Genomic DNA, 12,117 nt, shown 5'->3' with positions numbered 1-12,117 from the left:
CCGTAAATCGTTACTTTTGCAAAAATAAAACCTTGCAGAAATTATGTCCCATCTGACTCCTCTTATCAGCGATCTGGCATTGATACTGATTTGTGCCGGAATTACCACCCTCATATTCAAGAAACTGAAGCAGCCTTTGGTGTTGGGCTACATCGTGGCCGGCTTCCTTTGCAGTCCGCATTTCCAGTTTACGCCTTCGGTTGCGGATGAGGTGAACATGCAGATATGGTCTGAAATCGGCGTCATCTTTCTTCTGTTTGCGCTGGGGCTGGATTTCAGTTTCAAGAAGATGCTTAAATCAGGTTCGTCAACGGTAATCGCCGCCTGTACCATCATTTTCTGCATGATTCTGATCGGGATGTTTGTGGGATGGCTGTTCGGCTGGAAGCAGATGGACTGTATGTTTCTGGGGGGTATGCTCGCGATGTCGTCGACCACCATCATTTACAAGGCGTTCGACGACATGGGCCTGAGGCAACAGCGTTTTGCGGGCATCGTGTTAAGCATTCTGGTGCTTGAGGACATTCTGGCGATCGTGCTGATGGTGATGCTGACCACGCTGGCGGTTAGCAAGAATTTTGAAGGAGGGGAGATGGCCTACAGCATTGTCAAGCTGGTTTTCTTTCTGGTGCTGTGGTTTGTGGTAGGCATTTATCTGATTCCGCTGTTCCTCCGCCGGGTACGCAGGCTGATGAGTAACGAAACATTGCTCATCGTGTCTTTGGCGCTGTGTTTCGGTATGGTGGTTCTTGCGGCCAAGGTAGGCTTCTCGCCGGCTTTCGGTGCCTTTGTGATGGGCTCTATCTTGTCTGAAACCATCGATTCGGAGCGTATTGAGCATCTGGTCAATCCGGTCAAGGATTTGTTTGGAGCCATCTTCTTTGTATCGGTAGGGATGATGGTAGACCCGGCTATGATTGTAGAGTATATCGGCCCGATTATTGTAATCGTGCTGGCGATTCTGGTCGGCCAGACTGTTTTCGGTACGGGCGGCGTGCTGCTTTCCGGACAGCCGTTGAAGATTGCCGTTCAGTGCGGGTTCAGTCTGACCCAGATCGGTGAGTTTGCATTCATCATCGCGTCGCTTGGAGTGAGCCTGAATGTGACGAGCCATTTCCTTTACCCCATCGTGGTTGCCGTTTCGGTCATCACCACTTTCTTCACTCCTTATATGATACGGCTTTCCGGTCCTGCCTATCGCCTGGTGGACGCTCATCTGCCCCGGTTCTGGAAAGAGCTTCTCCGCCGTTATTCCGCAGGAACCAGCACCATAAACCATCAGAACAACTGGAAGAAGCTGCTGACGGCTATTCTTCGTATCGTATTGGTCTATTCGGTCTTGTGTGTGGCTGTTATGGTCTTGTCGTTCAATCTGTTCCTTCCCCTGCTTGTTTCCGCCTTGGGCGACTTTTGGGGAAAGGTGGCGGGGGCTGCCGTGACAATCGTGCTGGTGGCTCCGTTTTTGCGGGCCATGATCATGAAGAAGAACCACTCCATCGAGTTCAAGGCATTGTGGGCTGACAACCGTTACAATCATGCGCCGCTGATTTCGGTAATATTGCTTCGCATCATCCTTGGCATCGGGTTTGTTGTATATATCGTAGAGTATCTTTTCCAGACTTCGACGGCCTTGGTTGTCGGCATAGCGCTGGTGCTGGTTGTGCTGATGATCTTTTCGCGTTTCCTGAAAAAGCAGTCGATCGGGTTGGAGCGGACTTTTGTGCAGAACCTTCGTTCGAAAGATGTCCATAAGGTCTATTTGGGAGAGAAGCGTCCGGAATATGCGGGCCGTCTGCTCGACAGGGACTTGCACTTGTCTGACTTCACTGTTCCGGCAGATTCGCTGTGGGGCGGCAAGACGTTGAAGGAGCTGGATTTAGGGAAGAAATACGGGGTGCATGTGGCTTCTATTATCCGCGGAAAGCACCGGTTGAATATACCGGGAGGAGAAAACCGGATTTATCCGGGCGATACGTTGCAGGTCATAGGGACAGATGATCAGTTGTCTGTTTTTACGACTCAGGCAGAAAAGGTTTCAGACTATCATTCGGATGATGATTTTGAGAAGCGTGAAATGTATCTGAAGCAGTTTGTCATAGTGGCGGGTTCTCCATTCTGCAAGCGTACGATAAGAGAGTGCGGCGTGCGCAACAAGTATCACTGCCTTGTTGTCGGTATCGAGCTGACCACCGGAGATTCCCTTCATAAGCCCGATGTGAACCTTCCGCTTAATGAAGGTGATATTCTTTGGGTTGTGGGAGAAAAAGATAATCTGGCGGCGCTCTTCGCTGTAAACCAGCCGGAGGAGCGAAAGAATGATGTGGACGAAGAATGAGTGCCTGCGCTTGTTTTTCCCGGTCCTATTTTGACTAAATTGAAAGAGGGGTATCTCTATCGATAACAAAAGAGCCGTATCATTTTCAGGCAGAGAAAATGATACGGCCCTTCTGCTTCAATATCTGATCATTCGTCTTCTTCGTCCTCAAAGTCGAAGTCAAAATCGAAATTGTCGCTGTATTCGGGAGTGAAGAACTCGTCGAGGTCGCGCCTGTCTTTTTTTGTCGGGCGTCCTGTCCCTTTGGCTCTGTTTACGAATCCGCTGATTCTGTTCATTTCCAGCAGTTCGTACTGGTCTGGAGTGGTTACATTCTCCATGATTTCAGGTACCAGTTTGGCACCTACCCTTTTTTCGATAGCCTGCAGCACTTTAAAAGAGTAGGTTACCGGCGGTTTCCTTACCTGTATTACATCGCCAGGCTTGATCATCCTTGCCGGTTTTGCTTGGGCTCCGTTTATGGATACACGTCCTTTTTTGCATGCTTCCGCCGCTATTGTCCGTGTCTTGAAAATTCGTGCAGCCCACATCCATTTGTCTATTCTAGCTTCAGGCATAGTTTTCTTACAAAATCATTTGTTGTTGAATTGGTTCATTGCATTGTTCAGTCCTGCCAGGCAAAACATTTTGACGGCTTCGCCAGCCATTTCCAGCCGTTCGGGCATGAGTTTCATGTCTTCTTCGCTGAAATGTCCGAGCACATAGTCTATCTGTCCTCCTCTCGGAAAGTCGTTTCCGATGCCGAAGCGCAGGCGGGCGTAATTCTGAGTCCCTAATGTAGCGGCGATGTGCTTCAGTCCGTTGTGTCCGGCATCGCTTCCTTTTCCTTTCAGCCTCAGCGTTCCGAAGGGAAGTGCCAGATCGTCCACTACTACCAGCAGGTTTTCCAGCGGAATCTTTTCCTGCTGCATCCAATAGCGCACAGCATTTCCGCTCAGGTTCATGTAGGTGGAAGGTTTGAGCAGGACCAGTTGTTGTCCTTTGACTGACATGTTTGCCACTGCACCGTATCGCTTGTCGCTAAAAACAATATTGGACGCCTTAGCAAGGGCGTCCAATACCATAAATCCTATATTGTGACGGGTATTCCGGTATTCTTCACCGATATTCCCCAGTCCGGCTATCAAGTATTTCATTGAAAAGGATTGTCAGTTTTTATTATTTGCCAGCGTTAGCTTGTGCACCACGAGCCGCACGAGTCAGTTTAACTGCGCAGACAACAGCGTCTTTTGCGTTCAGCAGTTCCAGACCTTCGTAGCTCAGTTCGCCAACTTTGATTGTTTTGCCCAGTCCCAAGTTAGAAACGTTGATAACCAGACGTTCCGGAATGACGTTATAAAGTGCTTTAACTTTCAGCTTGCGCATCTGAAGTGACAATTTACCGCCGGCTTTCACACCTTCAGCCAATCCTTCAAGCTGAACGGGAACTTCCATTACGATCGGGTTGGATTCGTCAATCTGATAAAAGTCGATGTGAAGAATCTTGTCAGTTACCGGGTGGAACTGAATGTCTTTCATGACCGCATTGACGATTTTGCCATCGATGTTCAGGTCTACAACATAAATATGCGGAGTATAAACCAGTTTTCTTACGGCTTCGTTTGTTACGGCGAAGTGTGTGTCGATGATATTCCCGTTTTCATCTTTCTGTGATCCGTAAAGCACGCATGGGATAGAATCGTTCTTGCGCAGTTCGTGAGTTGCTTTCTTTCCTGTTTCTGTTCTTAAAGAACCTTTTACTTCAATTGATTTCATTACTTAAAATTTTTGTGTTACTCTAAATTAAGTTGATTTGCTGCTTAATTCACCATCACACTGTGTGTTTGCACACGATGATTTTTTAAAAGCGGTGCAAAGATAGCCTTTTTCTCCTTTTTGACCAACTTTTCCCCGAAAAATTAGAAATCAATGTCTATTTTTATTTCATTGGCGTCTGGCGTAAGCGCATTCTTTCCCAAATTGTTTGTGTCGGCTATGTGTGTCTGTCCGTAAACCGGACCCTGTTCCTGTTCGATGAACTGAATGGCCTGCTTTAATCCGTCCATGAATTTCTCGAAATCTTCTTTGTAAAGAAAGATCTTATGCTTTTCAAAGTTCACTTGAGAATCGTTTCCTTCGCCGAGTACGATTTTTTTGCTTTCGGTTATGGCTAAAAACATTTCATCTTTTCTGTTTCTCTTGACATCAAGATAATAAATGCGTTTCCCCGCTTTGATTGCTTTGGAGAAGACGATTTCTTTGTCTGCTTCACTAGCTGTTGTTTTCTTTTTCAGTTCTTCCATAGTTCACAATACTTATAAAACCGCTTCAAAATTGCTGATTTTTTTGTAAATTGCAAAGGGCTGGCAGGATAAAAAAAACAAATCTCTAAAAAAAAGAAAAAATATGCCCTGCAGTGATGTCTGGTTTGAGAAATTTGATTACTTTTGCAAACCTGAAATTTGTATAATTAATATGATTAATAGAGTTCTTATTCGTCTTAAGATAGTTCAGATAATATACGCATATTATCAGAATGGTGGTAAAAACTTGGATACGGCTGAGAAAGAATTGTTTTTCAGCTTGTCGAAAGCGTATGATCTGTACAACTATCTTCTCTTGTTGATGGTTGAGGTGACGCGGTATGCTGCAAAACGAATTGATGCAGCCAAACACAAACTGGCTCCTACGAAGGAAGACTTGTCGCCCAACATGAAATTCGTTGAAAACCGTTTTATCGCGCAGCTCGAATCAAATGTTCAGCTGAATGAGTTTATGGCTTCCCAAAAACGGACATGGGAGAATGAAAGTGAATTCGTTAAAGGCCTCTGCGAACAGATTATGCAGAGCGATATATATAAGGAATATATGGCCAGCGAAACTTCTTCGTATGATGAAGACCGCGAACTGTGGAGAAAGCTTTACAAGAAGATGGTGTTCAACAATCAGGCTTTGGATGATGTGCTTGAAGACCAGAGTCTGTATTGGAACGATGACAAGGAAATTGTGGATACGTTTGTGCTGAAAACCATCAAGCGCTTTGATCCGAAGAACGGGGAAAAGCAGGAGCTGCTTCCGGAATTCAAGGATGAGGAGGATCAGGACTTTGCCCGCCGTCTTTTCCGCCGTTCGATTCTGAATGCGGATTACTATCGCCATCTGATAAGCGAAAATTCGCGGAACTGGGATTTGAACCGTGTGGCGGTGATGGATATGGTGATCATGCAGATCGCTCTGGCAGAAATACTCAGCTTCCCGAACATACCGATCAGTGTTTCGTTGAACGAATACGTTGAGATTGCCAAACTGTACAGCACGCCTAAAAGCGGGGCTTTCATCAACGGTACGCTCGACGGCATCGTGAAGCAGTTGAAGAAGGACAATAAACTGACAAAGAACTGAGAATAGTATTAATCAAAATCTAAATCAAGAAAAAGTATGAATTTGTTAACTGTTATGTTGCAGGCACAGGGGGGAGCCGACTACTCTTTCCTCATTATGATGGTAGCCATCTTCGTAATCATGTATTTCTTTATGATTCGTCCGCAGAACAAGAAGCAGAAGGAAATACAGAAGTTCCGCAAAGGTCTTGAGGTGGGTCAGTCTGTAATTACGGCCGGCGGCATTTATGGCAAGATTAAAGAAATAGAAGACAACGCTGTGATCGTTGAAATCGCTCCGAGCGTAAAAATTAAAATCGACAAGAACTCGATTTACCCTGACGCGCAGTCGCAGGCTTCCAAATAAATTAAGTCTGACTTAAGATGTTCGCCAAGAAGAACATAAGAAGATATATTCCAATTGTTTACAGAAGGATCAGAAACTTCCTGCTAAGCGACAAGAGCAGGGAGTTTCTGATTTTTTTGTTTTTTGTGTTCGTGTCATTCTGCTTCTGGCTTCTGCAGACAATGAACGACGAATATCGTGCCGAATTCAAAATACCCTTGCGCCTGAAAGGGATTCCGGAAGATGTTGTAATGACTTCCGAAATCCCCGGACAGCTTAGAGTGAAGGTGGAGGACAGGGGAACTGTGCTTTTGAACTACATGCTGGGGCGCACGTTCTTTCCTGTGGTGTTCAATTTCGACGATTATAAGGATAAGGGAGGCTGCGTGCATATCCCGACGGCTGAAGTCATGAAAAGAATATCCTCGCAACTGAACAATACCACGCGGATCGTTTCTGTGCATCCCGATACGATCGACTTTATTTATTCGCAGGGGGAGGCTAAGCAGGTGCCTGTCGCTATAAACGGAACCGTGCTGGCCGGGATGCAGTATTATGTGAACAATATGTATCTTTCTCCGGATTCCGTAACGGTCTACGCGCCGAAAAACTTGCTTGAAACTCTTTCTGTTGCCTACACCGCTCCTTTCACGATAGAGAATATCACGGATACCGTGAGGCGTCATCTTCCGTTGCAGAAGATCCGCGGTGTCAAGTTCGTGCCTGCATCGGCCGATCTGACGGTATGCACAGACATGTATTCAGAAAAAACGATTGAAATACCGGTCGTTGGCTTGAACTTTCCTCCGGGAAAGGTGTTGCGCACCTTTCCTTCGAAAGTCCGCGTGACATTTCAAGTGGGCCTGAAAAACTTCAAGCTTGTCTCGGAAAACGATTTCTTTATTGGAGTTTCTTACGAAGAGCTTGTAAAAAACAAGTCGGACAAGATTGAATTGTCGGTAAAGAAGTCGCCGGATTTCGTCAATCATATCCGCATTGTTCCGGCTGCGGTGGATTATCTGATAGAGCAGCAGCCCGAAGATCTTAAAGCAGATTCTATAGATGATTAAACTGGGAATAACGGGAGGGATAGGCAGCGGAAAGTCGTATGTGTCTTCTCTGCTTGAAAAGCGGGGAGTGCCGTTGTATGACACAGACAGCAGGGCAAAGATGCTGACTGTAGATTCGCCGGAAATACGTGACGGACTGACGGCACTGCTGGGAGCCGGTGTCTATGCTCCGGACGGATCCCTCAACAAGCCGTTGCTTGCCTCCTATCTGTTTGCCGGTGAAGAAAATGCCCGGAGAGTCAATTCGATCATTCATCCCTGCGTGTTTGATGATTTCCTTTTGTGGGCGGAGAGAATGCGAAGCGAGGGATGCCGTCTGGTGGGTATGGAAAGTGCCATACTGTTTGAGTCCGGATTCAACAAAGGAGTCGACAAGACCGTGATGGTATACGCTCCGGAAGCCTTGCGTATCCGCCGCGTTATGCAGCGTGACGGAATGAGCGAACGCCAGGTGCTTTCGCGGATGAAGGCGCAGATGGGAGATGAGGAGAAAAGGAAGAAATCGGACTTTGTTATCTTGAATGACGGGATTTCTTCTCTTGAACCCCAGATTGACAACCTTCTTATTGCGCTCATCGGCAGAAAAGATATCGGATAGTTTGTGTATTTCGTCTGAGGATTGTATTTTTGTCAACCGAAAGACAACTAATTTTTTTAAGACATTATTTAGACGAGCTATGTTAAAGACTATTTTGGCAATTTCCGGCAAGCCCGGTTTGTATAAGTTGGTATCACAGGCAAAAAATATGCTGATTGTTGAGTCGGTGAGTGCTGAGAAGAAAAGAATGCCTATTTATGGCAGCGACAAGGTGATTTCGTTGGGAGATATCGCCATGTATACCGATGCGGACGAAGTTCCGCTGGGTACAGTTCTTGAGTCGATCAAGAAAAAGGAAAATGGAGGCGAGATCTCTTTCAATTACAAGAAGGCTTCCAACGAAGAACTCCATGCTTTCATGGCAGAGGTGCTTCCGAATTACGACCGTGACCGTGTGCATACAAGTGACATCAAGAAACTTGTACAGTGGTACAATCTGCTTGTAGCCAACGGAGAAACGGAGTTTGTAGAAGAAGAAAGCGAAGAAAAGGCTGAATAAACAAGCTGTTTTTCAGCGGCCGGTTTCAAGGGCATCGGGAGATCTTGTTTTTAAGATGTTTCCGATGCCCTTGAAGTTTGTTGTGCCTGTCGGGCCCGGTTTGAGTCTTATATTATTGAATGATACAGATTAATTTTGAATTATCTGTTTGATTTTCAGCAGAGTTCCACGGTTTGAGTTTTGTTACGTGTAGTTGTATCAATCAGGATTTTTATTCTTTTCTGTAAATAACCTTGAGGTTTATATTTGTGGAGCATATATAAATATTCAAAGATAAATCCATGAATGATACAATGACAGAATTTAGTGGTTTGGTGGGCGATGCTTATCGGAAATACAGACATGATGTTTTCTTTTACGTTTATGGCAGGATAGGCAGGAAAGAGGATGCGGAAGACTTGGTGCAAGACACTTTTCTCCGCCTTTGGAGTGCTGGCAGGCCTTTGAGTGAAGACACGCTCAAGCGATTGCTTTATACGATAGCCCGGAATCTGGTTACAGACTATCTGAGGAGGTTTTACAGGTGGCAGGAGGTGATGGAATATGTAGGCGGGGCGGAAGAGAGCTTCTGTGCGGGGACAGAAAGCCGTGTTATTATGGATGAGTTGAGGTGTCTGCTGTGGCGCAAACTTTCGGAGCTGCCCGTACGCCGTCGTGAAGTATACATGCAGAGTCACTTCCGGGGGAGAAGTTCTGCGGATATTGCGGAAAAGATGAATCTCTCCAAAAGAACGGTAGAGAATCATTTGTTGGCCGGACGCAAGGAAATACGTACATATATGAAGCAGTTTCTGTGAAAATGTTTGTTGCTTGTTTGTGCATGTATTTTCCGAATGCCGTGAACGGTTCTATATTCCACGTCGTGGAACGTACATTCCAGCCTTTGGAATGTACATTCCAGATTGTGGACCGTATATTCCACGTTGTGGAATATAAAAAATGCCGCGGCAGACATGACTCTTTGTCGGGGTGAAAAGGAGAAGCGGATGGATGCGAATTCTGAGGCGGCCGCAATTTCGGATGCGGTTGGTCGGTTTCTGCTTTTGTTTATGAGTTTTTTTGCTATCTTTGCGGTATCATACCGTAATGACGACTGACTATGAGAACTATATACCTGGCTGTATGCCTTCTTTTCCTTTCTTTTCTTTCTGCAATGTCCGCTCCCTTCACATTTCGTGGGCTGACGGGTTCAGACGGCCTTTCCGACCTGACGGTCTGCGCTTTGTATAAGGATTCGTGCGGATATATGTGGATGGGAACTTCCACTTCTGTGGAGCGTTTTGACGGAATACACTTGAAGCATTATCCGATACCCGGTGAAAATGAAAAGCTGAAATGGGTGAATACGATTGTAGAAACCTCGGACAATCGGATTTGGATGGGAAATGACATGGGACTCTGGCAGGTGGACGGTGATTCGTTGCGGCGGGTCGCTCCGGATGTAATTGCTCACGGCGTGCGGTCTATTTGCCAGGGTGATGACGGAACATTATATATAGGCAGCGAAACAGGATTGTACATTTGCCGGGACGGGGCTTTTGAATTCCGTCAGGTTGACTCAAACATCCTTTCTTCCGGTAATTTTGTCATCAGCCTTTATCTGGACAAGGCGGGCGGCAGTCTGTGGATGATCACGCGCAACGGTCTGTATGCCATGAATCTGAAGAATGGAAAGACAACTCACTATCCGAACAGCCTTTTCAAAGAGGAAAGCGAATGCTCCTATCGGACGATGACGTGCCTTGATTCTGTTTTGTATATCGGGACAATGAATCACGGAATCCTGCGGTTTGATATGAAAACAGCAGCTTTCTCCCGGTATGTTGATGTGGGATGCGATGTAATAATGTCCTTGTCGGATGATGGGAACGATATGCTCTATGTGGGGACAGACGGCAACGGCGTGCATTTCGTGTCTGTACGCGAACGGAGGATCGTGCGCTCTTTCCGGAATGATCCGGAGAGAAAGGAAGAGCCGGGGCTGCGTTCCAATTCCGTCTATTCACTTTTGGTCGACAGGGACAGTTTGGTATGGGTAGGGCTTTATCAGACGGGGGTTGACTATACTGTGCATCAGGAACCGTTATTTGCTGTTTATAAGACTCCGTATTTCACTTCCGAACACATTCCGGTGCGCAGCATTTACATTGGTTCCGGGAAAAAACTGATCGGTTCGCGTAACGGACTGTATTGCATTGATGAGCAGAAGCAGTCGGTTGTGCGTTTCGGAACTCCTTCGCTGCGGTCCAACATAATTCTCACGTGTTATGCTTTTCTCGGCAAAGTTTATATCGGTACATACGGAGGAGGAATGTATGTGTTTGAGCTTGATTCCGGGAAAATTCTAGATTTTGATGCCGACGGTTCTGAGGCGTTCAGGCATAACAGCGTTTTTTGTTTTTCCTCAGATGAAGAGGGGCGTTTGTGGATAGGTGCATCAACGGGTGTGTATTGCTATAAAGGAAATTCGCTCTTGCATCATTTTGATCATAAAAACTCTCCGCTGCCGGAGGGGAATGTCTATGTTGTGTTTTTTGATTCCATGCGCAAGGGATGGATCTGTACGGAAACAGGAATAGCCATTTGGGATCCGGCCTCAAAAACGATCAAGAAGAATGTTTTTCCGGAACATTTTCCGGACAAGGCAAAGGTCGGTTCCATGTTTGAGGATTCGGAGCATAAGCTTTACTTTGTTCCGTATAAAGGAAATCTTTTCGTTTCAGATCTGGCAATGAGCAAGGTCTATGAAATAGGGCCGGGCACTCCGCTGGAAGGAAAGGAAATCAGATTCGTTACGGAAGACAAAGACAGCTGTCTTTGGATTGGTACGGGGAGCGGTCTGTTCTATTATGATAAGAAAAACAGTTTTGTTCCCTATAATTTTGTGAGCGGCATTCCCGATCCGAACTTTCTCCCTTGTGAGCCGGTTAGAGGCAAGGACGGGAGAATATGGTTCGCTAATAATGAGGGCCTGCTTTATCTTCCGGAGAATTGGAAGCGGCAAAGGCGCGGCTTGCCTTATACGATGCATGTGACAGAAGTTTATGTAAACGGGAAATCCGTTCCGTTTCCGATGAAAGGCGGTGCTGGAACATACGGTAAGGTCATATTGGATCCCGAGCAGAATAATGTGACTTTCCGTTTTTCCGGATTTGCCTTTACCGATCCGGCTTATGCGGCATATGAATATAAGCTGGAAGGCTTGGAGAACGATTGGAAGAGATTGGTGGGGAAATCGGAAGCGGTATACTATAATCTTGAGCCGGGTGCATATGTATTCAAGGTCCGCCGTATGGGTGAGCCGGATACGGAAACCGGCATGGCCGTCAAAGTGCTTTCGCCGACGAACTGGAAGGCCTGGACTATAGGAATAGTCTTGTGCTGTATTGCAATGGTGTGTTCTTTCTTCGTTTATGTTGGGAGAAAAAGAAAGGAGCGGAAGAAGCTCGAGGCACCGAAAGAAAAATACCGGACCAGCAACTTGTCGGATTCCGAATGCAGACAGCTTGTCCGCAAGCTGGAGAATGCGATGTCAGAGAAGAAGCTTTACGCGAGTCCTGACCTGAAGCTTATGGATCTGGCGGAGATTATCGGTGTTTCCTCACATACCTTGTCTTATCTGTTCAATCAATATCTGAAGAAAAGTTATTATGATTATGTCAATGATTGGCGGATAGAAGAGTTCAAGGAGCTGATAGCTCGGAAAGCACATGCAAAATATACGCTGAATACTTTGATAGAGAAATGCGGATTCGGTTCACGCGCTTCTTTCTTCCGTTGCTTTAAGAATAAGACGGGTATTACTCCGAATGAATACATAAAACAGTCTAATCAGTGAGCTGATCCGCTAGGCTTTCCTTTGCAAGTGTCCGTACGTTTCGGTTGAAGCGTGCGGACACTTGCTATAATT

General features: G+C 46.1%; 12 protein-coding genes. 8 read left to right on the top strand and 4 right to left on the bottom strand.

All coding sequences use genetic code 11. From position 1 onward, the window contains the following. Window positions 1-43 precede the first annotated feature (43 nt). A complete protein-coding gene (locus QUW60_RS00760; protein ID WP_258336859.1) occupies window positions 44-2,335 on the top strand; it encodes a cation:proton antiporter in 2,292 nt (763 codons plus the stop codon). A gap of 128 nt (window positions 2,336-2,463) precedes the next feature. On the opposite strand, the gene QUW60_RS00755 is transcribed toward QUW60_RS00760, so the two are convergent. From QUW60_RS00755 to QUW60_RS00740, 4 genes are all read right to left on the bottom strand, one after another. Continuing rightward, entirely contained in the window at window positions 2,464-2,892 is a 429-nt protein-coding gene (locus QUW60_RS00755) for an RNA-binding S4 domain-containing protein (protein WP_258336858.1), read from the bottom strand. A 15-nt stretch (window positions 2,893-2,907) separates the two neighbouring features. Further along, window positions 2,908-3,471, bottom strand: coding sequence for an aminoacyl-tRNA hydrolase (gene pth / locus QUW60_RS00750; RefSeq protein ID WP_258336857.1), 564 nt, complete (start codon window positions 3,469-3,471; stop codon window positions 2,908-2,910). Window positions 3,472-3,493: 22 nt separating this feature from the next. Continuing rightward, window positions 3,494-4,090, bottom strand: a complete 597-nt coding sequence (locus QUW60_RS00745) for a 50S ribosomal protein L25/general stress protein Ctc (RefSeq protein ID WP_258336856.1) — start codon at window positions 4,088-4,090, stop codon at window positions 3,494-3,496. A 143-nt stretch (window positions 4,091-4,233) separates the two neighbouring features. After that, entirely contained in the window at window positions 4,234-4,617 is a 384-nt protein-coding gene (locus QUW60_RS00740; RefSeq protein WP_258336855.1) for a PUR family DNA/RNA-binding protein, read from the bottom strand. Window positions 4,618-4,789: 172 nt separating this feature from the next. Between QUW60_RS00740 and nusB the strand changes: the two genes are divergently transcribed. The 7 genes from nusB (at window position 4,790) to QUW60_RS00705 (ending at window position 12,045) form a co-directional block, all read left to right on the top strand. After that, entirely contained in the window at window positions 4,790-5,716 is a 927-nt protein-coding gene (nusB, locus tag QUW60_RS00735) for a transcription antitermination factor NusB (RefSeq protein ID WP_258336854.1), read from the top strand. Window positions 5,717-5,752: 36 nt separating this feature from the next. Next, on the top strand, window positions 5,753-6,061 hold the full coding sequence (yajC, locus tag QUW60_RS00730) for a preprotein translocase subunit YajC (protein ID WP_258336853.1): 309 nt from the start codon (window positions 5,753-5,755) through the stop codon (window positions 6,059-6,061). A gap of 17 nt (window positions 6,062-6,078) precedes the next feature. After that, window positions 6,079-7,110 (top strand): CdaR family protein, encoded by a 1,032-nt coding sequence (locus QUW60_RS00725; RefSeq protein WP_289558102.1) that lies wholly within the window; start codon window positions 6,079-6,081, stop codon window positions 7,108-7,110. Continuing rightward, window positions 7,103-7,708: a dephospho-CoA kinase gene (gene coaE / locus QUW60_RS00720; RefSeq protein WP_289558101.1), complete on the top strand. Its 606-nt coding sequence runs from the start codon at window positions 7,103-7,105 to the stop codon at window positions 7,706-7,708. Before QUW60_RS00725 ends, coaE begins: the two co-directional genes overlap by 8 nt. A gap of 79 nt (window positions 7,709-7,787) precedes the next feature. Beyond that, window positions 7,788-8,207, top strand: coding sequence for a DUF5606 family protein (locus QUW60_RS00715; RefSeq protein ID WP_258336850.1), 420 nt, complete (start codon window positions 7,788-7,790; stop codon window positions 8,205-8,207). Between the two features lie 281 nt (window positions 8,208-8,488). Beyond that, entirely contained in the window at window positions 8,489-9,004 is a 516-nt protein-coding gene (locus tag QUW60_RS00710; RefSeq protein WP_289558100.1) for an RNA polymerase sigma factor, read from the top strand. A 302-nt stretch (window positions 9,005-9,306) separates the two neighbouring features. Next, a complete protein-coding gene (locus QUW60_RS00705; protein WP_289558099.1) occupies window positions 9,307-12,045 on the top strand; it encodes a two-component regulator propeller domain-containing protein in 2,739 nt (912 codons plus the stop codon). Window positions 12,046-12,117 lie beyond the last annotated feature (72 nt).

Source organism: Bacteroides gallinaceum, from assembly GCF_030373775.1.
GTDB classification, from domain to species: Bacteria; Bacteroidota; Bacteroidia; order Bacteroidales; family Bacteroidaceae; genus Phocaeicola; species Phocaeicola excrementipullorum.
The sequence above is the reverse complement of the archived record's forward strand: the minus strand, read 5'-3'. Positions and strand labels throughout refer to the sequence as shown.